The organism is Dokdonella sp. GW821-FHT11D02 (genome assembly GCF_058808595.1).
The window spans coordinates 1-23916 of sequence record NZ_CM179520.1; the positions used below are offsets into that span (position 1 = coordinate 1).

19 protein-coding genes and 1 pseudogene are annotated in these 23916 nt (G+C 64.6%); 13 read left to right on the top strand and 7 right to left on the bottom strand.

The annotated features are described in order from the left end of the window. From dnaA to AC3QL3_RS00050, 10 genes and pseudogenes are all read left to right on the top strand, one after another. Nucleotides 1–1323, top strand: coding sequence for a chromosomal replication initiator protein DnaA (gene dnaA, locus AC3QL3_RS00005; RefSeq protein WP_492896159.1), 1323 nt, complete (start codon nt 1–3; stop codon nt 1321–1323). A 228-nt stretch (nt 1324–1551) separates the two neighbouring features. Further along, complete coding sequence (gene dnaN / locus AC3QL3_RS00010; RefSeq protein WP_492896160.1) at nt 1552–2652, top strand: DNA polymerase III subunit beta; 1101 nt, start codon at nt 1552–1554, stop codon at nt 2650–2652. A gap of 55 nt (nt 2653–2707) precedes the next feature. Further along, on the top strand, nt 2708–3784 hold the full coding sequence (gene recF, locus AC3QL3_RS00015) for a DNA replication/repair protein RecF (protein WP_492896161.1): 1077 nt from the start codon (nt 2708–2710) through the stop codon (nt 3782–3784). Between the two features lie 62 nt (nt 3785–3846). Continuing rightward, nucleotides 3847–6255: a DNA topoisomerase (ATP-hydrolyzing) subunit B gene (gene gyrB, locus AC3QL3_RS00020; protein WP_492896162.1), complete on the top strand. Its 2409-nt coding sequence runs from the start codon at nt 3847–3849 to the stop codon at nt 6253–6255. A gap of 210 nt (nt 6256–6465) precedes the next feature. Further along, nucleotides 6466–7746: a tetratricopeptide repeat protein gene (locus AC3QL3_RS00025; RefSeq protein ID WP_492896163.1), complete on the top strand. Its 1281-nt coding sequence runs from the start codon at nt 6466–6468 to the stop codon at nt 7744–7746. Nucleotides 7747–8103: 357 nt separating this feature from the next. After that, nucleotides 8104–8190 (top strand): annotated as a pseudogene (locus AC3QL3_RS00030) (hypothetical protein); the annotation flags it as partial. A 381-nt stretch (nt 8191–8571) separates the two neighbouring features. Further along, nucleotides 8572–8763 (top strand): energy transducer TonB, encoded by a 192-nt coding sequence (locus tag AC3QL3_RS00035; protein WP_492899011.1) that lies wholly within the window; start codon nt 8572–8574, stop codon nt 8761–8763. An 85-nt stretch (nt 8764–8848) separates the two neighbouring features. Continuing rightward, on the top strand, nt 8849–9559 hold the full coding sequence (locus AC3QL3_RS00040; protein ID WP_492896164.1) for a MotA/TolQ/ExbB proton channel family protein: 711 nt from the start codon (nt 8849–8851) through the stop codon (nt 9557–9559). Nucleotides 9560–9562: 3 nt separating this feature from the next. After that, the gene (locus AC3QL3_RS00045; protein WP_492896165.1) at nt 9563–9979 is read left to right on the top strand and encodes an ExbD/TolR family protein; all 417 of its coding nucleotides are present in this window, start codon (nt 9563–9565) and stop codon (nt 9977–9979) included. 160 nt (nt 9980–10139) lie between these two features. Then, a complete protein-coding gene (locus AC3QL3_RS00050; protein ID WP_492896166.1) occupies nt 10140–10556 on the top strand; it encodes an ExbD/TolR family protein in 417 nt (138 codons plus the stop codon). A 6-nt stretch (nt 10557–10562) separates the two neighbouring features. Here the strand turns inward: AC3QL3_RS00050 and AC3QL3_RS00055 are convergent, their stop codons facing one another. From AC3QL3_RS00055 to AC3QL3_RS00075, 5 genes are all read right to left on the bottom strand, one after another. After that, nucleotides 10563–11381, bottom strand: a complete 819-nt coding sequence (locus AC3QL3_RS00055; protein WP_492896167.1) for a pyridoxine 5'-phosphate synthase — start codon at nt 11379–11381, stop codon at nt 10563–10565. A 93-nt stretch (nt 11382–11474) separates the two neighbouring features. Next, nucleotides 11475–12452, bottom strand: coding sequence for a PDZ domain-containing protein (locus AC3QL3_RS00060; protein WP_492896168.1), 978 nt, complete (start codon nt 12450–12452; stop codon nt 11475–11477). A gap of 23 nt (nt 12453–12475) precedes the next feature. Then, complete coding sequence (locus tag AC3QL3_RS00065) at nt 12476–12931, bottom strand: hypothetical protein (RefSeq protein ID WP_492896169.1); 456 nt, start codon at nt 12929–12931, stop codon at nt 12476–12478. Next, entirely contained in the window at nt 12924–13502 is a 579-nt protein-coding gene (locus AC3QL3_RS00070) for an RNA polymerase sigma factor (protein ID WP_492896170.1), read from the bottom strand. Before AC3QL3_RS00070 ends, AC3QL3_RS00065 begins: the two co-directional genes overlap by 8 nt. A 73-nt stretch (nt 13503–13575) precedes the next feature. Further along, nucleotides 13576–14247, bottom strand: coding sequence for a 4'-phosphopantetheinyl transferase family protein (locus AC3QL3_RS00075; protein WP_492896171.1), 672 nt, complete (start codon nt 14245–14247; stop codon nt 13576–13578). Nucleotides 14248–14326: 79 nt separating this feature from the next. On the opposite strand from AC3QL3_RS00075, the gene AC3QL3_RS00080 reads away from it, so the two are divergent. Beyond that, entirely contained in the window at nt 14327–17818 is a 3492-nt protein-coding gene (locus tag AC3QL3_RS00080; RefSeq protein WP_492896172.1) for a hybrid sensor histidine kinase/response regulator, read from the top strand. 40 nt (nt 17819–17858) lie between these two features. Here AC3QL3_RS00080 and AC3QL3_RS00085 read toward each other — a convergent pair whose 3' ends face one another. Both AC3QL3_RS00085 and acs read right to left on the bottom strand, forming a co-directional pair. Then, nucleotides 17859–18536 carry a LuxR C-terminal-related transcriptional regulator gene (locus AC3QL3_RS00085; protein WP_492896173.1) on the bottom strand — a complete coding sequence of 226 codons (678 nt, stop codon included), beginning with the start codon at nt 18534–18536 and terminating at the stop codon, nt 17859–17861. Nucleotides 18537–18642: 106 nt separating this feature from the next. Further along, complete coding sequence (gene acs / locus AC3QL3_RS00090; RefSeq protein ID WP_492896174.1) at nt 18643–20610, bottom strand: acetate--CoA ligase; 1968 nt, start codon at nt 20608–20610, stop codon at nt 18643–18645. 211 nt (nt 20611–20821) lie between these two features. Between acs and AC3QL3_RS00095 the strand changes: the two genes are divergently transcribed. Both AC3QL3_RS00095 and AC3QL3_RS00100 read left to right on the top strand, forming a co-directional pair. Further along, nucleotides 20822–22198, top strand: coding sequence for a porin family protein (locus tag AC3QL3_RS00095; protein ID WP_492896175.1), 1377 nt, complete (start codon nt 20822–20824; stop codon nt 22196–22198). Nucleotides 22199–22242: 44 nt separating this feature from the next. After that, nucleotides 22243–23904 (top strand): MFS transporter, encoded by a 1662-nt coding sequence (locus tag AC3QL3_RS00100; RefSeq protein ID WP_492896176.1) that lies wholly within the window; start codon nt 22243–22245, stop codon nt 23902–23904. The last annotated feature ends 12 nt before the right edge of the window (nt 23905–23916 follow it).

Sequence of the window (23916 nt, forward strand, 5' to 3'; positions counted from 1 at the left end):
ATGAGCGATCTTTGGCGACGCTGCCTGTCCCGCCTCGAGGCGGAGTTCAGCGTCGAGGATGTCCAAATGTACCTCGCGCCGCTGCAAGTCAGCGAGAGCGAGAATGGTCTTACGCTGTGGGCGCCGAACGCCTATACGATGGAAACCGTACGCGAACGTTTCCTCGATCCGATCCTGCAGGTGCTCGAACGCATCAGCGGCGCAGCGGTCGCGGTCGATCTGCAGGTCGGCGTGCGGCCGTCCGCGCGCGACGCCGCGAGGCCGATCGTGCGCGGTGCGAAGTCAACGCAAGAGCGCGGCGTCGATTCGAATCTGGAACCGACCTATACCTTCGAGAGCTTCGTCGAAGGCAAGTCGAACCAGCTCGGCAAAGCCGCCGCGATGCAGGTGGCGCAAAATCCAGGACGGGCCTACAACCCCTTGTTGCTGTATGGCGGCACGGGCTTGGGCAAGACGCATCTGATGCACGCGGCCGGCAATCTGATGCGTGCCAACCGGCCCGACGTGAAGGTGGCGTACCTGCGCTCCGAGCAATTCGTCAGCGGCATGGTGCGCGCGCTGCAGCAGAAGAACATGGACGATTTCAAGCGTCGCTTCCGCAGCGTGGATGCGCTGTTGATCGACGACATCCAATTCTTCGCCGGCAAGAACACCACGCAAGAAGAATTCTTCCACACCTTCAACGCGCTGTTCGAAGGCAAGCAGCAGATCATCCTGACCTGCGACCGTTACCCCAAGGAAGTCGACAATCTCGAGCCGCGGCTGAAATCGCGCCTCGGTTGGGGCCTCAGTGTGGCGATCGAACCGCCCGACTTCGAAACGCGCGCGGCGATCGTATTGGCCAAGGCGCAGGCGAAGGGTGTCGAGTTGCCCGAAGAGGTGGCCACGTTGATGGCCAAGCGCATGCGCTCGAACGTGCGCGATCTCGAAGGTGCGCTCAATACGCTGGTGGCGCGTGCGAACTTCGAAGGGCGGCGCATCAGCGCCGAGTTCGCGCAGGAAACTTTGCGCGACCTGCTGACCGTGCACGCCCAGGCGATCACGATCCCCAACATCCAAAAGACCGTGGCAGACTACTATCAGTTGCGCCTTACGGATCTGTTGTCGGCTAAACGCAGCCGTTCGATCGCGCGGCCGCGGCAGATGGCGATGGCCTTGGCGAAGGAACTGACCGAACACAGCCTGCCGGAAATCGGCGATGCGTTCGGCGGACGGGACCACACCACCGTATTGCATGCGTGCCGGACGATTCGCGACATGCGCGAGACCGACGGCAAGCTGCGTCAGGATTGGGAAAAGCTGTTGCGAACGCTGACGGAGTGAGCTCGGTGGGAAAGCCGCGGCTCGAGCTGTGGATAAGCTGTGCTGGATTTGCGAGGCCAGTATTATCCACAGACGGTCCACAACGGAGCGGACCGGTTTTACAGCCGTAAGAATCTGTGCAAGTTTATGAAAACAAACAGATTTATTACTCCGCTGCAGTAATGCACAGCAACAACTAAAACCAAACGTTCCACAAATCTAAAGAACAACGACAGGGCTCGGAAGACCATGCGATTCAGCATCCAGCGAGAAGCGTTCCTGAAACGATTGCAGCATGTAGTCGGCGTGGTGGAACGTCGCCAGACCTTGCCGGTGCTGGCGAACTTGCTGGTCGTCGTGGATGGGAAGGGTGTCTCGCTGACCGGCACGGATCTCGAAGTCGAGATGATCGCGCGAACGGACGCCGAGGACCTTTCCCCAGGGGAGGTCACGATTCCTGCGCGCAAGCTGTTCGACATCTGTCGCGCGCTGCCGGACGGCTGTCGCATCAAGTTCGAGCAGAGCGGTGAACGCGTGACGGTCAGCGCCGGACGCAGCCGGTTCACCCTGGCGACCTTGCCGGCGACGGAGTTTCCGGTCATCGAAAGCATCGACCTGGTCGAGCGTGTCAGCCTGCCGGAAGCGACCTTGAAGGAATTGATGGACCGCACCGGTTTCGCGATGGCGCACCAGGACGTGCGCTACTACTTGAACGGCATGCTGCTGGATTTGCGCGAGCACACGCTGCGTTGCGTGGCGACCGATGGCCATCGTCTGGCCTTGGCGGAGACGCGTGTGGAGACGAAGGTTGCCGCCCCACGTCAGGTGATCGTGCCGCGCAAGGGCGTGATCGAGCTGCAGGGCTTGTTCGAGCCGGGCGATGGCGTGGTCGAACTCGAGTTCGCACGCAATCATCTGCGCGTACGTCGCGGCGAAGTCACCTTCACCTCGAAGCTGATCGATGGCCGTTTCCCCGACTACGAGGCGGTCATTCCGATCGGTGCCGATAAGGAAGTTCGTGTGCAACGCGATGACCTGCGCTCGGCCTTGCAGCGTGCGGCGATTCTTTCCAACGAAAAGTATCGCGGCGTGAAGCTTGAAGTCGGTCCGAACCGGCTGCGGATCGTGGCGCACAACCCCGAGCAGGAAGAGGCGGTCGAAGAAGTCGAGGCGAAGACCGGCGTGGCCGAACTCAGCGTCGGCTTCAACGTGAACTATCTGCTCGATGCGCTCGGCGCGCTCGGTGGTGAAGAGGTGTTGCTCTGTCTGCGCGACGGCCAGTCCAGCTGCCTGATGCGCAAACCGGAAGCCGAAGACACCCGCCACGTGATCATGCCGCTGCGGCTCTGACCGCGGCGATCAGGACCGCCGCGGCCTGCGGGTACGGCGTCGACCGGACCCGGCCGTGCAGCTGAGACAGCTCCGTATCGAGAACCTGCGTCTGATCGAGGCGCTCGAACTCGAGCTCGCCCCCGGTTGGAATCTCTTCCTCGGCGCCAATGGCGCCGGTAAGACGAGCCTGCTCGAGGCGGCCTTCGTACTTTCCCATGGCCGTTCGTTCCGCAATGCCGCGCGTGATGCGTTGGTGCGTCGGGGAACGGGCGGCTATGCGGTATTCGGCGAGCTTGGAAAAGCGAACGGGTTGATCGAGCGTGTCGGCGTTGCCCGCGTGGGCGGACGGCTCGAGGCGCGGCTGAATCGCGAGCCGGCATTGATCGGGGAACTGATGCGGCACACGGCCGTGCTGTGTTTCGAACCCGGTTCGCACGAGTTGATCGCGGGTCCTTCGGAATTGCGCCGACGCTTCCTCGACTGGGGTGTGTTCCACGTGGAACCTTCGTTTCTCGAGGATTGGCGTCGCTACCAGCGGGCACTGCGGCAGCGGAACGCGCTGCTGCGGGCGCAAAGTGCGGACGGATTGGACGCCTGGGATCGCGAACTGGCTTTGGCCGCCGAGCCTTTGACGCAAGGGCGACAACGGTACTTCGAGGCACTGCAGCCGCATCTCGAAGCGTTGTCGTCGGAACTCCTCATTGAACTGGGCGAGCCTCGCCTGCACTTCTATCCCGGCTTCGATGCCGAACTGGGCATGGAAGTACTGCTGGCGAGTCAACGCGATCGCGACCGTGCGCGCGGCCATACGGGAGCCGGACCGCATCGCGCGGATTGGTCGATTTCCTTCCAATCGGCGCCGCGCCGCGAACATCTTTCGCGCGGTCAAGAGAAGTTGTGCGCGTTCGCTTGTCTGATGGCGCAGGCAAAGTTGCACGCCGCCACGACGGGGGAATGGCCGGTCATCGGCATCGACGATCTCGCCGCCGAGCTCGACCTCGATCACCAGCGCAAGATGCTGGGCGTGCTTGGGGCGACCGACGCACAGGTTCTGGTGACGGGAACGGAAGAATCGTCCACCCTGGCCGATGCGGGACCCTCGCTGACAAGGTTCCACGTGGAACAAGGTCGCGTAACGAGACTGCTATAATTGCTTGATTCCCATACACCGACCGTGCGCGCGTCTTGCGTCGTATGGCGTGCCGGAGCCTTATGAACGACCAATACGATTCCAGCAAAATCAAAGTATTGAAAGGGCTGGAAGCCGTGCGCAAGCGGCCCGGCATGTACATCGGCGACACCGACGACGGCACCGGCCTGCATCACATGGTCTTCGAGGTCGTCGACAATTCGATCGACGAAGCCCTGGCCGGATACTGCGATCACGTCATTGTGACTCTGCACACCGACGGCTCCGCCAGCGTCATCGACAACGGCCGCGGCATTCCGGTCGGCATCCAGGAAGAAGAGGGACGCTCGGCAGCAGAGGTCGTGATGACCGTGCTGCACGCCGGCGGTAAGTTCGACGACAACAGCTACAAGGTTTCTGGCGGCCTGCACGGCGTCGGCGTCTCGGTGGTCAATGCGCTGTCGGATCACCTCTGGCTGACGATTTATCGCGACGGCTTCGAGCATCAGCAGGAGTACGCGCACGGCGAGCCGCTGTATCCGCTGAAGGTGGTCGGATCGTCGACCAAACGCGGCACCACCGTGCGTTTCCATCCGAGTCTGGGAACGTTCTCGAACATCGAGTTTCATTACGACATCCTCGCCAAGCGCTTGCGCGAGCTGTCGTTCCTCAATTCCGGGGTCAAGATCGAGCTGGTCGACGAGCGCGCCGATCGGCGCGACGTGTTCGAGTACGAAGGCGGCATCCGCTCCTTCGTCGAGCATCTGGCGCAGCTGAAGACGCCGCTGCATCCGAAAGTCATCACGTTCACGGCACAGAGCGAAGGCACCACGGTCGATGTCGCGATGCAGTGGACCGATGCGTATCAGGAAACGGTGTTCTGCTTCACCAACAACATCCCGCAGAAAGACGGCGGCACGCATCTGGCCGGTTTCCGCGGCGCGCTGACGCGCACGCTCTCGAACTACATCGAAGCCGCCGGGCTGCAGAAGACGGCCAAGGTCGCGCTGTCGGGCGACGACATGCGCGAGGGTCTGATTGCGGTGCTGTCGGTCAAGGTGCCCGACCCGAAGTTCTCCTCGCAAACCAAGGACAAGCTGGTTTCGAGCGAAGTCAAAGCCATCGTCGAAAGCGTGGTCAATCAGAAGCTCGAGGAATTCCTGCTCGAGAATCCGAACGAAGCGCGCGCAATCGCCGCCAAGGTCGTCGACGCGGCGCGTGCGCGCGAAGCGGCGCGCAAGGCGCGCGAGATGACGCGGCGCAAGGGCGCGCTCGATATCGCCGGATTGCCGGGCAAGCTGGCCGACTGTTCCGAGAAGGATCCGGCCTTGTCGGAGCTGTTCATCGTCGAGGGCGATTCGGCCGGCGGCTCGGCCAAGCAGGGGCGCAACCGCAAGAACCAGGCGATCCTGCCGTTGAAGGGCAAGATCCTCAACGTCGAACGTGCACGCTTCGATCGCATGCTGGGTTCGGCCGAAGTCGGCACTCTGATTACCGCGCTCGGCACCGGCATCGGCAAGGACGAGTTCAACGCCGACAAATTGCGCTATCACCGCATCATCATCATGACCGACGCGGACGTCGACGGTTCGCACATCCGCACCTTGCTGCTGACGTTCTTCTACCGCCAGATGCCGGCGCTGATCGAGCGCGGCCACGTCTACATCGGCCTGCCGCCGCTGTACAAGCTGAAGCAGGGCAAGCAGGAGCTGTATCTAAAAGACGATACGGCCTTGAACACCTATCTGATCTCCAACGCGGTCGACGGTGCGGAGCTTCTGTACAGCCCCGATGCGCCGGGTGTCAGCGGCGCGGGACTGGAAAAGCTGATGGCGGCGTATCGCACCGCGCTGGATCAGATCGAGCGGCTCAGCTTCCGTTTCGACGCAGCGCTATTGCATGCGCTGCTCGAGGCGCCGCTGACGACGGACGGATGGAACGATGCCGTCGCCCTCGAAGCCTGGATCGCCCGATTGCAGACCGCCTTGGCGTCGAGCGGCCTCGGCCGCCCGCGCTACGTATTGCGCGCGCAATCGGCGACCGCGGAGCATGGCGCCGCACTGGTGATTGAGCGCGACCAGCACGGCGTGCGGCATTCGCAATTGTTGCCGGTGGGTTTCCTCACCGCGCCGGAGTTCAAGCCGATCGTCGATGCGGCGGCGCAGATCGCAGGTCTGATTCAGCCCGGAGCGACGGTGCGTCGCGGTGCCAAGACGCAAGCGGTGGCCAACTTCGCGCAAACCTACGAATGGTTGATGGACGAAGCCAAGCGCGGCCGCACGATTCAGCGGTTCAAGGGCCTGGGTGAAATGAATCCGGAGCAGTTGTGGGAGACCACAGTCAATCCGGATACGCGCCGTTTGCTGCAGGTCAGCATCGAAGATGCGGTCGCCGCCGATCAGATTTTCTCGACGCTGATGGGCGATGTGGTCGAACCGCGCCGTGCATTCATCGAGCAAAACGCGCTGCGCGTAGCCAATCTGGACGTGTGACCGAGTCCGCCGCGGAGAATTGCGGCGGATTGCTTTGGCGACAAATAAACATATAAAAAAGTATAACCAAGCGATAATGCTGCGCAGCAGCACGATTGCGCAACCATCCGCGCTTGTGCCTGCCGTCATCGGAGCGTTACCCTCTGCGCCCTTTTTTCCGTCGACTCGGGCAAACTGCGACGGTCTTCGTAGGTCTATCGAGGTGCTCCCATGAAACTCTCGAAATGGATTCCCGCCGCCGTCTGCGCGCTCGGCTTGGTATTGGCTGGCGGTGCGTACGCCAAGGACAGCAAGAAGGCTACGAACGACTATCCGAATGCGACGCGGCAAGAGCCCAAGCCGGACATGTCGTCCAGCGAGCAGCGTGACCTGAGCAAGGCCGCCGATCTCGTCAGCGACAACAAGGGCGCCGAAGCGCAGCCGTTGGTCGAGAAGATCGTCAGCAACGATCGCGCCAGCAAATATGCGTCGTCCTTCGCGCATCAGCTGCTCGGCCAGATCTACTACGACCAGGACAAGAGCGCCGAAGCGCTGACCGAATATCGCAAGGCGCTCGAGATCAACGGGCTGCCCAACGCGCAACATTTCTCCATCCTCTACAACGTGGCGCAGCTGCAGCTGCAAGACGAGAAGTACAAGGACTCGCTGGCGTCGCTGGAGGAATGGGAGAAGCTGACCGGCAAGCAGACCGCCGAAGAACAGGCGGCCAAGGCGAACATCTACTACCGTCTCGAGCAGTATCAGCCGGCCATCGACACGATGAAGAAAGCGCTGTCGATGACGGACAAGCCCAGCGACAGCTGGACGCAGATCCTGATGGCCAGCTATTTCGAGCTCAACCAGTACGATCAGGCGGCGCAGATCGTGCAGCAGCAGATGGCCAAGGATCCGACCAACAAGAAGCTGCTGAACCAGCTCGCGACGATCTACATCCAGGCCGACAAGCCGCAGCAGGCGCTCGATCTGATGGCGAAGGCGAAGGGGCAGGGGCTGATCACCACCAACGACGACTACATGCAGCTGACCAAGCTGTATGCCTCGGCCGAGAAGCCCAAGGATGCCGCCGCTACTTTGAAGGAAGGTCTCGCCAAGAACATCGTGCAGCCCTCCTACGACGCCTACAAACTGCTCGGCGACGTTTGCCAGCAGGCGGAGGACGACGCCTGTGCGATGGAGGGATATACGAAGGCGGCGCCGATGGCGAAAGACGGCAACGTCGATTTCCAGCTCGGCTATCTCTTGTTCTACTCCGATAAGTCCAAAGACGCCGTCGATGCACTGACGCGCGCGATCTCGCGCGGCGGCTTGCGTCAGGAAGGCGAGGCTTATCTGCTGCGCGGCGATGCGAAAAACGATTTGAACCAGGGCGCAGCGGCATTGGCCGACTGGCAGAAGGCAGCCGGTTATCCGAGTACCAAGACCATGGCCGAACAACGCATCAAGGCGGCCAAGGGCGGCGTCAAGATTCAAAAGGCGACGAAGAAGAAATAGTCGCTCGATGCAATCGACCGACTCCGCGATATCATCGCTGCCAAGTGCGACGATTCGTGGGGTCGGGGTCCGCGCAAAACAGCGGATCGCGAGTCGAAGATTCGCGCGAGGATGGGGTAATTACCCGATGCGAACGGCAATTGCCGATGCACCAATGCGTGCGTCGGCGGTGTCTTCGCGTCACGAAACATAACGCAATGATCGTGCTGTATTCGACCATCGTCGCGCGCTTGTCGTAGGGGCATCGGGTGTTGTACCGTGCTCCGCTCACTCACTCGAACTTAATCGTTCGAAGGGTGGATACGAAAAGCCGAAACGTCGTCGAGCAGCCGCTAAAGACTCACTGGTCAAATACAGATGGCAGACAATTCTCAATCGCGCGGCGACTCTTCTTTCAGTTGGCGACGTGTCACGGCGTTCACCTGCGCATTCGCACTGCATCTGTTCGCTTTCGCGGTGATGCTGACGCCGGTCGCGCCGCCGCCGCCGAAGGAGAAATCCCTAGACAAGAAGGTGATGGTGGAGTTCATCGAACCGCCGCCGCCGCCACCGCCACCGCCGCCGCCGCCGCCGGAGCCGCCGAAAAAGCCGCCGCCGAAAGTGGTGGAAAAGGTGCAGCCGCCGCCGAAGGCGCCGCCGCCGCCACCGGCTCCGGTGGTGGTGGAGGAAGCGTCGCCGATGTCGACGCCGGCTCCGCCGCCGGCTCCGCCCGCGCCGCCGGCTCCGCCAGCGGATATCGCGCCGAGCGAGAACATCAGCTACCGTAAGATGCGTCCGCCGAAGTATCCGCCACAGGCGGTGCGTCAGCGGCAACAAGGTAAGGTCATGCTGAAGGTGCTGGTTGGCCTCGACGGCACGCCGGAAGAAGTCACGGTCGAAAAATCCAGCGGTTCGCGTTTGCTGGATCAGGCCGCGATCGACGCAGTGAAAACCTGGAAATTCAATCCGGGTTCTAAGGGTGGGCAACCCAGTCGCGGGTATGCCTTGGTTCCCATCGAATTCAATCTGAGCGAGTAAGGGTAGCGCCATGCAGCAAGATCCGTCCCAGACCCCAGCGGCCCAACCGGCTGCCATCCCCGGTGGCGGCGGCAATGCCGCTGCCATGAGCCAAATGGGCTTCAGCGATCTGATCCATAACTTCGATGCTCTGGGTTGGATCGTGTTCATCACGCTGTGCGTGATGTCCGTCGCTTCGATCTACTTCATCGTCGCGAATTTCCTGCGTAACGCGATGATCCGTGGCCGTATGGACCGCGTGATCAACACGTTCTGGGAAACTCCCTCGGCGCAGGACGCCGTGCGCTTCCTCGAAGAACAGCCCAAGGGCGAACCGTTCTCGAAGATCGCACTCGACAGCGCCTCGGCCGCCGCGCACCACCAGCGCAACGAGGGCAGCCGTCTGGTCGAGGCCTTGAATCGCTCGGAGTTCATCGACCGCGCACTCCGCCAGGCCGTCGCACGCGAAAGCCTGCGTCTGGAAGGCGGCATGACGGTGCTCGCCACGGTCGGATCGTCCGCTCCGTTCGTCGGCCTGCTCGGCACGGTGTGGGGTATCTACCACGCGCTGATCAAGATCGCGGCGTCCGGTAACGCGTCGATGGAAGCGGTGGCCGGCCCGGTCGGCGAGGCGCTGATCATGACTGCGTTCGGTCTGTTCGTGGCGATTCCGGCGGTGCTCGCGTACAACTTCTTCGTACGCCAGAACCGCGTGATCTACGCCAAGTTCGACGAGTTCGCGCACGACCTGCACGACTTCTTCGCGACCGGTTCGCGCGTCGAGGCGGGTGCTGCGCCAGTAGCCGCGAGGAAGTAAGCCATGGCGATGAGCACAGGCGGTGGCGGCGGCGGCCCGATGGCGGAAATCAACGTCACGCCGCTCGTCGACGTGATGTTGGTGCTCCTGATCATCTTCATGATCACGGCGCCGCTGATGTCGCACAAGATTCAGATCAACCTGCCGCAGGCGAATCCGAACACGATCGACACCAATCCACCGGAGCCGATCGACCTCGCGGTGAAAGAGAACGGCGATCTGTACATGAACGACGAGCCGGTCACTTCGGCGATCCTCGAAGCGCAATTGCGCGTCGCGGCGCAGAAGAGCCCGCAGCCGGAACTGCAGATTCGTGCCGAGAAGACCACGCAGTACCAGAAGGTCGCCGAAGTCATGGCCTCCGCCAAGCGTGCTGGCATGGTCAAGATCGGCTTCCTGACGACGGGCGGCGATCAGTAGCTCCAATTGCCTCCGCAATCGATAAGGAACGGCGCCGCGGCAACGCGGCGCCGTTTTCTTTTGCAGCAAGCGGAAGGTTCTCGGTTCGGTGTTCCCGATTGCGCAAAAGCCACGCACAGGCGTAGGCTGAGTTCGCCGCTTCCTGCTGGGAGATCGTGCGATGAGCGTCCGTTCGCTGCAGACCTACGCACCCACGCCGGTGCGTGCCGAAATCAACGTCACTTCCCTGATCGACGTCTTGCTTGCCCTGGTGCTGATCCTGATGGTGACGGCGCCGCTGGCGATGCATCGCGTTCCGCTGCCGCTCGCCTCGAATGAAGGCGGCGCCGAGCCGAAAGTCATCGGCCTGTCGATCAAGACGACCGGCGAGCTCTACCTCGAAGGCAGCGCGGTCAACCGCGCACAGCTTTCGACGATGCTCGCACTCGCGGCGGCCGGAGCTTCGCCGCCGGTGCTCGAGATTCGTCCGGAGGCGACCGCGCGCTACGACGACGTCGCGACTGTGCTCGTGCTGGCCAAGCGCAGCGGCTTGCCTGCGATCCGGGTCGAAGGCGCGCGTTCGGAGTCTGCGGACTGAGCACTGCTAGGAGGTCGTACCGGCTCGCGTCAGGATCTGGAGATAGCGGCGCACGGTGACGGCTAGGCCGTCGTAGATGGCTTCGCCGATCAGTGCATGGCCGATCGAAACCTCGGCCAAAAAAGGAATCGCGCGCACCAGCGGGCTGAGATTTCGCTGATCGAGGTCGTGCCCGGCGTTCACGCCGAGGCCGGCCGCGTGCGCACGTTCGGCCGTCCGAACACAATCTTCGAGCGCGCGTGCGAAATCGCCGCCGGCAAATGCCTGCGCATAGGGCTCGGTGTAGATCTCGATGCGGTCGGCGCCGATCTCCGCCGCGCGTTCGACATCGTCGATGCCGGCATCGACGAACAAGCTGACGCGACAACCGATCGACTTCAATTCGCGCACCAGCGGCCGCAACCGCTCGGCATCGCGGCCGAGTGCAAAGCCGTGATCGGAAGTCAGTTGATCATCGCCATCGGGCACCAGAGTTGCCTGCGTCGGACGTGTCGCGCGCACGAGGTCGAGATAGCCTGGATAACTGCCGCGCACCGGGGCGAATGGATTGCCTTCGATGTTGTATTCAACCGAATGCGCTTGCGCACCGGAACTCGACGCGGCGGGGTCTTTCGCTGCTGCCGCGTTCGACGAGGCAACCACTGCCGCAATGCGCGGAACGTCGTCGGCTCGGATGTGACGCTGGTCCGGCCGCGGATGCACGGTAATGCCGTGACAACCGGCCTCGATCGCGACACGCGCCGCAGCGACAGGGTCGGGCAAGGCGTGCCCGCGAGAATTGCGCAGTACCGCGATTTTGTTGATGTTGACGCTGAGTGCGGTCATCGCTCGCGCAGGCTGTCGACGGGAAGCGCCAGTATATCGGCGCCTTAGCTGCGTCCTAAGCGCGAACGCTTGCGACCCGCCGAAGCGCAGCCGTCAGTTGCAGCTCTCCGCCGCGGTTTTCCACACCAGCGGTTCCCAGTACGCACCGTCGCGCCACTCGTTGCGCTTGTCGTCATTGAGTCGCGCGGCGACGAACAAGGTGGTATTCGGTTCGACATCGACTTCGAGCGTCTTGTAACGCGAACCGACGCCGGTGTTGCGCAGGCGATCGTTGAAAGCGAGATAACGGGACTCGATCAGCTCGGCGACTTTGAGTACGTGACGGCCGGCCGCAACCTGATACGCCTTCGATCCGGTCGGACCGGGAAGAGAGTCGTCGATGCTGATGATCTTCGCCCCGTGCAAATCTTGCTGGCGCGGCGCGACGTCGAAATCGCTGATGCGTCCGCAGCCTTGTGCAGATGACGTGGACGTAACGACGCCGGCTGCGGTGTTCGACGTCGCGCCGATCGTGAGCCGCATGGCCGGCAGCTCGACGCTCGACAGCTTGCCCGACAGATTCAGCGCATGGCCGTCGCGCTTCACCTCGAACGCCAGCGCGCTGCCATTGGGCAGGGCGTCGACGGTTCGCCGCAACAGCGCCGCGGCGCCGTCGGTACCGGCGAGACGCGTGCCGTTCAACGCGACCACCACATCGCCGCCGCGCAGACCGATGCGTTCGGCGCCGCCGCCGGGCGTCACCCCCAGCACGTGCAGGCCGTCGCGATTGTCACGCGCGCTGTCGACCAAGAGGCCGAGATTGCTGACCCGTTGCGCCGGGCTGTCGATCGCGAGAGAAAGGTCCTTCGCGGAGCGGTCGCCGAACGCGCCGCTCTCGACCATCTCGGTCATCAGCGCGCGCAATTCTTCCTGCAGGCGCCGTTCGACATCGGGGTTCGCACGCGCAGCGGTCTGCGGTGGCGCGCCGGCCTGCGTCGCCTCGTCGGCCCGCGCACCGCCGGTCAATGCGAGCAACGCCGTCAGCGCCAGGCTCGGCACCTGCATTCGCTTTGCTGCCTTGTCGACTTTCATCGCCATCTCGTCACCTCATCTCGTCAAATGCGCGTGACTAAAGTCGCGTCGTGCGCATTCGCGTCCTGGAACCGCGCGATCAAACCGCGCAGCGCCTCGTTGCGGCGTTGCCACAGCGGTGCAATTTCTTCCGCCCCGGCACCGCGGTCGTAAGCGGACTGCAGCGAGGCATCGATCGAGCGCAGCCGCGTCAGCCCGACGGTCGTCGGCCGGCCGCCGTCGGCGAGGCGCCGCCATTCGGCCTCCAACGCCTGCGATTCGCGCTGCATGTCGGCCCATTGCGGCACCGGCGCGGACATCGGGCGCACCAGCAGCGCGGCGGCGACGCCGAGCAACACGGTGGCGGCGGCGGCATAACTCCACTGCCGTAATCGCCGACGTCGCAGGTGCGCTGCGGCGATGCGCGACCACAGCGCCGGATCGGGTTCGAACAGCGGCAACCGCCGCGCGTCGAAGGTCGTGAAAGGATTTTCACGCATCGTCCAATACCTCCTTCGATTCCGAATCGGTGGCCACGTCGTTCAACCGCTTCAACGCGCGTGCCAGGATGGACTTCGAATAACTCTCGCTTTGTCCGAACAAGTCCGCCATTTCCTTGTGCGTATAGCCTTCCACTTCGTGCAAGACCACGACGGCGCGTGCTCGCGCCGGCAGCCGCATCAGCAACGACCAAGCGTCCGCGCGATCCTCCGCATCAGCCGCCAGTGCCGGCATCGATTCGAACAGCGTATCCGGATCGTCGTCGCGGAAGCGTTGATGCGCTCGCAATGCGTCGATCGTGGCGTTCGCCGTCATGCGCTTGAGCCAGGCGCCGAACGGAGCGTCGCCACGGAACCCGCGCAAGCTGCCCATCAGCTTGAGAAAGGTCTCCTGCACGATGTCCTCCGCCGCCGCCGGCTCGCCGAGCACGCGCAAGGCGAGGTTGTAGCAAGCCCCGCCGAAGCGGTCGTAAATCGCCGCGAACGCGGCCATTTCGCCGCGCCGAGCGCGTTCCAGCGTCATCCGGTCCAGCTCGAGACCGAAGCCGGTGGGTGCGCGAATCTCGCTCACGGAGCTGAGGTATCCATCGGCCATTTCGCTCCGTAGGACGGACCGGAGCATCCCAGCGTTGCAGAATCCGTACTCATGCGGGCAACGTAAAAGTTTGCAAAGGCCGCTCCGGCCCGCGCCAGGCCAGCGCGCCGACCAAGCCGGAATCCGGCGCCAGTGCGCGCAGACGCCAGTCCGCGGCATCTCCGGCTTCGGCGGCGATGGAGCGCAGCGCACCGACCTCACCGTGCTCGTCCAGCGCGAAGGCGAGCCGGTCGAGACCGAAATTGAGGCCCTGCCCGAGCGCCTTCAACACCGCTTCTTTACGCGTCCAAAGCTGCAGAAATGGAGATAGCCGCCGTTCCGCCGGCAGGCGCTCGAGTGCGTCGGCCTCCTCCGCTGCGAAAAACCGGCGTGCGATTTCGAGCAGAGAAAGCCGGCGCTCCTCGCGCTCGAGGTCGACGCCGAGCGCCTGCCCGCGCGCGAATGCGAACAGTACGTGATGGCCGGCATGGCTGAGGTTGAACTCGAGTCCCTCGCACGCGGGAGCGTAGGGCTTGCCGTGCGCGCCGCGCAGGATCTCGATCGCACCGCTGCGACCGCTGTAGAGGCGCAGCAGACGCTCGAGCGCCTCGCGTGCCGCCGCCCCGACCGCGCGCGGCGTCGTACCGGCGGCGAGGGAAAGTGCACACAAATGGATTTCGTCCACCGCCAGCGGTGGCGGTCGGTCGCGCTGGACGAAGGCGTCGGAAGCCAGGATTTGCATGGCGTCATGCTTGGCGGTGGCGCCGCCGCCGTCAAGCCTCGGTGCCGCCGTAGAATGAACCACCGTCGTGGAGATGCGCATGATCGCCGCCTGGCTGCTGATGCTGGTATCCGTGCTGTACGTGGCCGCGCTGTTCGCGATCGCGTACTACGGCGACCGCCGGCCGCTCTATCCGGCGCGCGCCTGGCTGCGGCCGATCGTCTACAGCCTGGCGCTGGCGGTGTACTGCTCGTCGTGGACCTTCTACGGCGCCGTCGGCACCGCCGCGCGCAGTGGTCTCTCGTTTCTGCCGATCTATCTAGGGCCGATCCTTCTGTTCGTGCTCGGCTTCGGCCTGCTCGAACGCCTGGTACTGGTGGCGAAGGAGCGCAACGTCATCTCGATCGCGGACTTCATCGCTTCGCGCTTCGGCAAATCGCACGCGCTCGCTGCACTGGTGACTCTGATCGCGGTAACCGCCGCAATTCCGTATCTCGCATTGCAGTTGAAGGCGGTTGCGATGAGCTTCGACGTACTGTCGGGCGCATCCAGTCTGGCGACGCCGCCCTTGCTCGGCGACAGTGCTCTGTACGTCGCGGTGCTGCTGGCGATGTTCGCGATCCTGTACGGCACGCGCGGCATCGATGCGACCGAACACCACCACGGCATGATGCTGGCGATCGCGGCGGAGTCGGTGGTCAAGCTGCTCGCCTTCGTCGCGGTCGGCGTCTATGCGCTGTATGTCGGCGGCGGTCTGGAAGCCACCGCGGTGCCGATGGCGCGCCTCGCCGACAGCGGCCTGCCGCCGGGATTTCTCGCGCAGACCGCGCTCGCGTTCGCGGCGATCTTCTGCTTGCCGCGCCAGTTTCAGGTCGCGGTGGTCGAGTGCGAGCACGCCGGCGATCTGCGTCGCGCACGCTGGATGTTTCCGATCTATCTGGCGGTGATTTCGGTGCTGGTGCTGCCGATCGCCAACGCCGGCATGCAGGCGGCTCAGGGCAGTACGGTGGTGGCTGACGCCTACGTGCTGTGGCTGCCGCTCGCGCACGACAACCGCTGGCTCGCGATCTTCGCCTACATCGGCGGTTTCTCGGCCGCCACCGGCATGGTCATCGTCGCCTCGGTCGCGCTGTCGACGATGGTCAGCAACGACCTGGTGATGCCGGCGCTGCTGCGCGTGCGCGCGCTCAAGCTGGAACAGCGGACGGACCTGTCCTCGATCGTGCTCGGCGTGCGCCGCATCGCGATCGTCGCACTGGGACTGTTCGCGTTCCTCTACTACCGCCTCAGCACGCGCACGCAGAATCTCGATGCGATGGGCCTGCTCGCATTCGCTGCGGTGGCGCAGTTCGCACCGGCGATCGTCTGCGGACTCTATTGGCGCGGCGCCAGCCGTGTCGGCGTGATCGTCGGTCTGCTCGCCGGCTTCGCCGTATGGGGCTACACCCTGCTGCTGCCGTCGCTGGCCAACGCCGGCTGGCTGCCGAGCGCGTGGATCGCGCACGGTCCTTACGGCATCGCCTGGTTGAAGCCGCATGCGCTGTTTTTGCTCAGCGGCTGGGAGCCGGTCACGCACGGTGCCTTCTGGTCGCTGCTGGCGAACGTCGGCGCTTGCGTATTCGTCAGCCTGCGTTTCCGCCCCGGTGCGGAAGAGCGCCTGCGTGCCGCCGCCTTCCTCGATCCGTACACGACGCGCGCGGCCGGCATCGGCGAGTGGCGCGGCCGCGTACGCGTCGCCGATCTCGCCGCGATCGCCGAACGCATCGTCGGCGAGAAACTGGCCACCCGCGCGTTCGCCGAGTACGCCGAGTCCACCGGCAAGCCGCTGCAGCCGGAAGCCTCGGCCGAGCGCGCGCTGATGCAGCACACCGAGCGCGTGCTGGCGGGCGCGATCGGCGCGGCGTCGGCGCGACGCATGCTGACCAGCGCGCTGCGCGGCACCGGTCTGGATCTGTCCGAGGCGGCGACGCTGCTGGACGAAACCTCGCAGGAGCTGCGCTTCAATCGCGAGCTGCTCGCGGTCACCTTCGACAACATGCTGCAAGGCATCAGCGTGGTCGATCGCGAGCTGCGCATCGTCGCCTGGAACCGGCGCTATCTCGACCTGTTCGATTATCCGGACGGCTTCGTCTACGTCGGTCGACCGATAGCCGACCTGATCCGCCACAACGCCGCGCAAAGCCTGCTCGGCGAGGGTGAGGTCGAAGCGCAAATCGAGCGCCGCTTGCAGCACCTGCGTACCGGCACACCGCACGTATTCGTGCGCGAACGGCCGGACGGGCGCGTGATCGAGACGCGCGGCGAGCCCTTGCCCGGCGGCGGCTATCTGACCACGTTCAGCGACATCAGCTCCTACAAGCGCGCCGAGCAGGCGCTGCGCGAGGCGAACGAAACGCTGGAACAACGTGTGATGCAGCGCACCGGCGAACTCGAACAGGCGCTGGTCGCCGAACAGCGCGCGGTGCACCAGGCCGAGGCGGCGAACCAGTCGCGCACGCGTTTTCTCGCCGCCGCCAGTCACGATCTGCTGCAGCCGCTGAACGCGGCGCGCCTGTTCACCTCCGCGCTGCGGCATCAACCGCTCGACGAAGAAAGCGGCCGCCTCGCCGAACGCGTCGACACCGCGTTCAAGGCGGCCGAAGATCTGCTCGACGCATTGCTCGAATCCTCGCGGCTGGAAGCCGGCAAGTACCAGGTCGAGATTTCCGATTTCGCCCTCGGCGAACTGATCGATTCGCTGCAGCAGCAATTCGGCGTGCTGGCGGCGACGCGCGGCCTCAAGCTGCGTTTCGTCGCGACCGGCGTGTGGGTGCATAGCGATGCGCAACTGTTGCGGCGCATTCTGCAGAACTTCCTCGCCAACGCTTTGCGCTACACGCGCAGCGGCGGCGTGGTGTGCGGCGTGCGCCGCGTCGGCGCCCAGTTGCGCGTGGAGGTGTGGGACAGCGGCCCGGGCATCGGCGAAGACCAGCTCGGCCAGGTGTTCGACGAATTCCGCCGCGGCAGTCACGTCTCGCCCTGGGGCGAAAAGGGACTCGGTCTCGGTCTTGCGATCTGCGAGCGCATGGCGCGCTTGCTCGGCGCACACATCGAGGTGCGCTCACGGCCCGGCTTCGGCAGTGTCTTCGCAGTCGAGGTGCCGCGTGCCGAGGCGCGTCCCACACCGCCGCCAGATCGCGCCGCCGCAAGCGAGGTGGCCGCGCTCCCCGGCGGCCTGCACGCGCTCTGCCTGGACAACGACCCGGCCATCCTCGACGGCATGTCGGCCTTGCTGACGCGCTGGGGCGTGTCCTGCGATCTCGCCGGTACGCTGGCCGAGGCGCACGTCGCGGTGCAGCGCCGTCGTCCCGATTTGCTCCTGGTCGATTTTCATCTCGACGCCGCGCAGGACGGTCTCGACGCGCTGGCGGCCCTGCGCAGCGACTGTGCGCCGGCGCCGCCCGGCGCGCTCATCACCGCCGACACCAGCCCCGAATTGGCAGCGCGTGCGCGTGCGCTGGGCTACGCCCTCTTGCGCAAGCCGGTCAAACCGGCGGCGCTGCGCGCACTGATCATGCAGTTGGGACGCCGGGCCGAGCCGCGCATCGCTTGAACGGGTTCGCGGCGTCTGCCTCGCGCCGCGGCAGATTCGCTCAAGGCGACGTCGCGGCGACGTCGCCGCCGACCAGCGTATCGGCATCGACCGCGAGGTGGCTGGCGAGCAGGGCGACTTGCGTGCGGTTGGAAACACCGAGTTTGCGCATGATCGCGGTCATGTGTGCCTTCACCGTCGCCTCGGAAACACCCAGCTCGTAGGCGATCTGCTTGTTCAACAGCCCCTCGGCGATCATGTTCAGCACGCGAAACTGCTGCGGCGTCAGCTGCGCCACCTGCGCGGCGACGTCGGCCTCGGCCGGCTTCAAGCTCGTGCTGCTGCCGCGCACGCTGGCCGGCACCCATAAATCGCCGCCCTGCACTTGGCGCACGGCTTCTACGATCGCCTCGACCGAAGCGGATTTGGGAATGTAGCCGGAGGCGCCGTGTGCGATAGCGCGCCGGATCACCGTCGCTTCCTCGTGCGCGGAGACGACCACGATCGGCAATCCCGGATGTTGGGCGCGCGTATGCACCAGGGCCGAAAATCCGCTCGCACCGGGCATGTGCAGATCGAGCAGCAGCAGCTCGATGTCGGGGTGGGCTTCGATCGTTACGTGCAGCGCTGCGACGCTGTCGACTTCGTACAGCGTCGCGCCGGGCAGCGCTTGCAGCACCGCGCGCTTCAACGCGTCGCGGAACAGCGGATGATCGTCCGCGATCAGGATCTCGCGCATCGGCGCGGCGTCCCCCCGGCTGACGGAATGGACGCCAGCTTGCCGGCTGTGCCCGTCGGGCGCAATTCGACCTTCGATCATCGCCATCGCGCCGGCTTCACGGCGCTCAGCGCGACAGACGTTCGTCGACCAGGTTCTGCACCACGCCCGGATCGGCCAGGGTCGAGGTGTCGCCGAGCTGATCGGGCGCGTTCTCGGCGATCTTGCGCAGGATGCGCCGCATGATCTTGCCCGAACGGGTCTTGGGGAGGCCCGGTGCCCATTGCAGGAAATCGGGCGAGGCGATCGGACCGATCTCCTTGCGTACCCAAGCAATCAGCTCCTTACGCAGCGCCTCGCTCGGCGCCTCGCCGGCCTTCAGCGTGACGTAGGCGTAGATGCCCTGACCCTTGATGTCGTGCGGGCAGCCGACCACGGCCGCCTCGGCCACTTTCGGATGGGCGACCAGGGCGCTCTCGACCTCGGCCGTACCGAGGCGATGGCCGGACACGTTGATGACGTCGTCGACGCGGCCGGTGATCCAGTAGTAGCCGTCCTCGTCGCGGCGCGCGCCGTCGCCGGTGAAATAGCTGCCGGGATAGGTCTTGAAGTAGGTGTCGATGAAACGCGCGTGGTCGCCGTACACGGTGCGCATCTGGCCCGGCCAGGAATCGGTCAGGACCAGATTGCCTTCGGTCGCGCCGTCGAGGATCGTGCCGTTCGCATCGACGATCGCCGGCTTGATGCCGAAGAACGGCAGCGTCGCCGAACCGGGCTTCTGGTCGATCGCGCCGGGCAGCGGCGTGATCAGGATGCCGCCGGTTTCGGTTTGCCACCAGGTATCGACGATCGGACAGCGGCCGTCGCCGACCACGCGCCAGTACCACTCCCAAGCTTCCGGATTGATCGGCTCGCCGACCGAGCCGAGCAGGCGCAAGGAGGCGCGAGACGTTTTCGTCACCGGCGCCTCGCCCTCGCGCATCAGTGCGCGAATCGCGGTCGGCGCGGTGTAGAACAGCGTCACCTTGTGCTTGTCGACCACCTGCCAGAAGCGCGAGGAATCGGGATAGTTCGGCACTCCCTCGAACATCAACGTGGTGGCGCCGTTGGCGAGCGGGCCGTACAACAGATAACTATGGCCGGTGACCCAGCCGACGTCGGCGGTGCACCAGTAAACATCGTCCTCGCGCAGATCGAATACGCATTCGTGCGTGTAGCTGACGTAAACCAGATAGCCGCCGGTCGTATGCAGCACACCCTTCGGCTTACCGGTGGAACCGGAGGTGTAGAGGATGAAGAGCGGATCCTCGGCGCCGACCGCGACCGCTTCGTGTTCGGCCTTCTGGCCGTCCATCAAGGCCGACCACCAGCGATCGCGCGGCGCCTGCATCGAGATCGCGCCGCCGGTGCGCTTGACCACCAGCACGGTCTCGACGCTGTTGGTGCCGGGACGCTGCAGCGCTTCGTCCACATTGACCTTGAGCGCGACCTTCTTGCCGCCGCGTAGGCCTTCATCAGCGGTGATGACCAGCTTGCACTGCGAGTCGGCGATGCGTCCGGCGAGGGAATCGGGCGAGAAGCCGCCGAACACCACCGTGTGCACGGCGCCGATGCGCGCGCAGGCGAGCATCGCCACCGCCGCTTCCGGAATCATCGGCAGGTAGATCGCAATCCGATCGCCCTTCTTCACGCCGAGGTTCGTCAGCAGGTTCGCCGCCTTGCACACCTCCGCGTGCAGTTCGCGGTAGCTGATGCGACGCGACTCGTTCGGATCGTCGCCTTCCCAGACGATCGCGGTCTTGTCGCCGCGCTTTTCCAGATGGCGGTCGAGGCAGTTGGCGGCGAGGTTGAGCTCGCCGTCTTCGTACCAGCGGATGCGGAAATCGGCCGTGTCGAAGGAAACGTCCTTGATCTTCGAGTACGGCTTGATCCAATCCAGGCGCTGACCGATGCGACGCCAGAAGCCCTCCGGATCGCGCACCGATTCGGCGTACTCGCGCTCGTAGGTCTCGCGGTCGACGCGCGCACGCGCGGCGAATTGGGCGGAAACGGGATGCAGGGTCGACATCGGTGGTTCTCCTTGGCGCTCGTCCATGATCGCGAAATCGAGCACGGCCGTCCTGGCTGCGCGTCATCGTAGAGAGGTGTGCAATGCAGCACGGATCGGCAGTGTGCCACGCGCGTCGCGCCCTGCGCGCCGCGCGCAGGCTTCGACTTTGGTCGTGACTGCGACCAATGGCGAATAGGCGCGTTGCGCCTCGCCGCGCAAGCTGGCACTCGAGCTTGACTGATCGGGAGGGGTGGCGATGAGCGTCAAGAAGACTGCGCTGGTACTGGCCTGCATGTTGGCTTTTCCGAGCCTTGCACTGGCCGACTCGAAGCGTGAGGCGGCACTGGAGAAACGCGTCGGTGATCTGGAGCGCCAGCTGCAAGAACTGATGGCGGAGGTGAAGGCGCAACGCGCCGCGCCGCCGCAAGTCGTGCAGGCGCCTCCGCCACCGCCGCCGCCAGCGGCGCCCGCCGCGCCGGCCAAGGAAGCGGCGCCCGTTTTCACCACCGCGCCGGGCTTGTCGGTGGCCTTTCACGGCTTCGTCAGCGCGACCGCGTTCTCGCAAGATAAAAGCTTCCGCTTCGGCAACGGCCAGAACGCCGAAACGCCGACGCCCGGCTCGGACGGCCGCACCAGCGGCTTCGACATCCGCAACACGCGCTTCTGGCTCGACGTCACCGGCGCGAAGTTCGACGAAAACTGGGGCGGGTCGGGCCGCATCGAGATGGACTTCTTCGGCGGCTTCAACGGCACCGGCGCCTACAGCCGTCAGCAGCCGACGCCGCGTCTGCGCCAGGCGTACATCGATCTCGATAACCCCTCTACCGGCAGCAAGGTACGCATCGGTCAGCAGTGGGATCTGATGTTCCCGCTCGACAACGTGCCGACCTCGCTTTCGCATCTCGCCTTCCCGCTCGGTTACGGCGCGGGTTTCGTCGGCTGGCGCTTCCCCGGCGTGGTCTGGATGCAGAACCTCAACAACGGTTCGGACGGTACCAAGTGGCGCGTCGACGTCGGCGCGTTCGACGGTTCTTGGAACGGACCGGGCGACAACGTGAACTTCCTGTCCGCCGGCAACGCCGATTTCCAGCCGCAGATCGAAGCGCGTCTGCGCGCACAGGGCGACAACTGGCTCGCCTACGTCGCCGGCCATTACAGCAAGGTCGATCTGCGCGGCGTCGAAGGCACCGCACCGACACCGATCAAGTCGAGCCTGAAGAGCACCGGCGGCGAGATCGGCGGCATGTGGAAGCCGGGACCGTGGAACTTCAAAGCCCTGGTCTACGCCGGCAAGGGTCTGGGGCAGATCTTCGGCAACCTGTCGCAGTTCGGCGACATCGGCGAGGTCGGCGGCTTCGCGCAGGCCGGCTACAACTTCACCAAGCATTGGAGCGTCAACGCGTTCTACGCCTACCAGAAGTCCGACGACGACGACGTGATCCGCTGGCTCGGCAACGGCTCGACCGGACTTTTGAAGAACCGCCAAGGTGCACTCAGCGTGCAGTACGCGAGCGGGCCGTACCAGCTCGGGGTCGAATGGCTGCACAGCAAGCTCAACTCGACCAAGGACGGCGTCGCGCGCACCACCACCAGCGGCAATCAGCTCAGCTTGAACGCGCTCTACACGTTCTGATCCAGCGGCAATCGATCGCCGCTCACTCTGGGGAAAATCACGTCATGGCCAGCGTTGCATCTTCGATTCCGTCCGGCGGCGGACTCGGCACCAATCACCGGCGCGTCATCGTCGCGTCCAGCCTCGGCACGGTGTTCGAGTGGTACGACTTCTATCTGTACGGATCGCTCGCCGCGATCATCGGCAAGCAGTTCTTCGGCGGACTCAACGACACCAGCCAGTTCATCTTCGCCCTGCTCGCATTCGCCGCCGGCTTCGCCGTGCGGCCGTTCGGCGCGTTGGTGTTCGGGCGCCTGGGCGACATGATCGGGCGCAAGTACACCTTCCTCATCACGATCGTGATCATGGGCGTGTCGACGTTTCTGGTCGGCGTGTTGCCGAGCTACGCGACGATCGGCATCGCAGCGCCGGTGATCCTGATCACCTTGCGTCTGCTGCAAGGTCTCGCCCTCGGCGGTGAGTACGGCGGTGCGGCGACGTATGTCGCCGAGCATGCGCCGAACGGCAAGCGCGGGCTCTACACGAGCTTCATCCAGACCACCGCGACGCTCGGTCTGTTCCTGTCCTTGCTGGTGATCTGGGGTTGTCGCAATTATCTCGGTAAGGAAGCGTTCGAAGATTGGGGCTGGCGCATTCCGTTCTGGGTCTCGGTGGCCTTGCTCGGCGTGTCGGTGTGGATTCGCATGCAGCTCAACGAGTCGCCGCTGTTCCAGCAGATGAAGGCCGAGGGCAAGCAGTCGAAGGCGCCGATCACCGAGAGCTTCTTCTCCAAGAACGGCAAGATCGCCCTGCTGGCTCTGCTCGGCGCGACCGCCGGCCAGGCGGTCGTGTGGTACGGCGGCCAGTTCTATTCGCTGTTCTTCCTGACCAAGACGCTCGGCATGGATCCGAACCGCGCCGACATCTTCATCGCGATCGCCCTGGCGCTGGCGACCGCGGGCTTCATCTTCTTCGGCTGGCTGTCGGACAAGATCGGCCGCAAGGTCATCGTGCTCGGCGGCTGCCTGCTCGCGGTGATCACCTATTTCCCGTTGTTCAAAGCACTCACCCACAACGTCAATCCGGCGCTCGAAGCCGCAGTCGCGGCCGCGCCGGTCACGGTCACCGCCGATCCCGCTCGCTGCGCGTTCCAGTTCGATCCGGTCGGCAAGGCGACGTTCAAGCAGTCCTGCGACATCATCAAATCGGCGCTGGCGAAGAAGGGCATTCCGTACAAGAACACGCCCGGCGCCGCCGGTAGCGTCGCCACGGTCGGCATCGGTGGCGCGACCCTGACCAGCTTCGAAGGCGAGGCGTTGTCGAAGGAGGATTTCAAGGCGCAGTCCGATGCGTTCGGCAAGCAGCTCTCCGATGCGCTGAAGACCGCCGGCTATCCGGGTTCGGCGGATCCGGCGAAGATCAACGCGCCGATGACGGTCGCGCTTCTGACCTTCCTCGTACTGCTGGTGACGATGGTGTACGGACCGATCGCGGCGTGGCTGGTGGAACTCTTCCCCACGCGCATCCGCTACACCTCGATGAGCTTGCCGTATCACATCGGCAACGGCTGGTTCGGCGGCTTCCTGCCGTTCACCGCCTTCGCAATCGTCGCCGCCACCGGCAATATCTACAGCGGCCTGTGGTATCCGGTCATCGTCGCCGGGATCACCTTCGTCATCGGCATGTTGTTCCTGCCCGAGACCAAAGACGTCGACATCACCAAATAGCCGTCCATAAAT

What these genes read in the sequence shown, in the direction of transcription:
- dnaA (WP_492896159.1), top strand. Translation starts at nt 1, where the DNA reads ATGAGCGATCTTTGGCGACGCTGCCTGTCCCGCCTCGAGGCGGAGTTC.
- dnaN (WP_492896160.1), top strand. Translation starts at nt 1,552, where the DNA reads ATGCGATTCAGCATCCAGCGAGAAGCGTTCCTGAAACGATTGCAGCAT.
- gyrB (WP_492896162.1), top strand. Translation starts at nt 3,847, where the DNA reads ATGAACGACCAATACGATTCCAGCAAAATCAAAGTATTGAAAGGGCTG.
- AC3QL3_RS00025 (WP_492896163.1), top strand. Translation starts at nt 6,466, where the DNA reads ATGAAACTCTCGAAATGGATTCCCGCCGCCGTCTGCGCGCTCGGCTTG.
- AC3QL3_RS00035 (WP_492899011.1), top strand. Translation starts at nt 8,572, where the DNA reads ATGCTGAAGGTGCTGGTTGGCCTCGACGGCACGCCGGAAGAAGTCACG.
- AC3QL3_RS00040 (WP_492896164.1), top strand. Translation starts at nt 8,849, where the DNA reads ATGAGCCAAATGGGCTTCAGCGATCTGATCCATAACTTCGATGCTCTG.
- AC3QL3_RS00045 (WP_492896165.1), top strand. Translation starts at nt 9,563, where the DNA reads ATGGCGATGAGCACAGGCGGTGGCGGCGGCGGCCCGATGGCGGAAATC.
- AC3QL3_RS00050 (WP_492896166.1), top strand. Translation starts at nt 10,140, where the DNA reads ATGAGCGTCCGTTCGCTGCAGACCTACGCACCCACGCCGGTGCGTGCC.
- AC3QL3_RS00055 (WP_492896167.1), bottom strand. Translation starts at nt 11,381, where the DNA reads ATGACCGCACTCAGCGTCAACATCAACAAAATCGCGGTACTGCGCAAT.
- AC3QL3_RS00060 (WP_492896168.1), bottom strand. Translation starts at nt 12,452, where the DNA reads ATGAAAGTCGACAAGGCAGCAAAGCGAATGCAGGTGCCGAGCCTGGCG.
- AC3QL3_RS00065 (WP_492896169.1), bottom strand. Translation starts at nt 12,931, where the DNA reads ATGCGTGAAAATCCTTTCACGACCTTCGACGCGCGGCGGTTGCCGCTG.
- AC3QL3_RS00075 (WP_492896171.1), bottom strand. Translation starts at nt 14,247, where the DNA reads ATGCAAATCCTGGCTTCCGACGCCTTCGTCCAGCGCGACCGACCGCCA.
- AC3QL3_RS00080 (WP_492896172.1), top strand. Translation starts at nt 14,327, where the DNA reads ATGATCGCCGCCTGGCTGCTGATGCTGGTATCCGTGCTGTACGTGGCC.
- AC3QL3_RS00085 (WP_492896173.1), bottom strand. Translation starts at nt 18,536, where the DNA reads ATGCGCGAGATCCTGATCGCGGACGATCATCCGCTGTTCCGCGACGCG.
- acs (WP_492896174.1), bottom strand. Translation starts at nt 20,610, where the DNA reads ATGGACGAGCGCCAAGGAGAACCACCGATGTCGACCCTGCATCCCGTT.
- AC3QL3_RS00095 (WP_492896175.1), top strand. Translation starts at nt 20,822, where the DNA reads ATGAGCGTCAAGAAGACTGCGCTGGTACTGGCCTGCATGTTGGCTTTT.
- AC3QL3_RS00100 (WP_492896176.1), top strand. Translation starts at nt 22,243, where the DNA reads ATGGCCAGCGTTGCATCTTCGATTCCGTCCGGCGGCGGACTCGGCACC.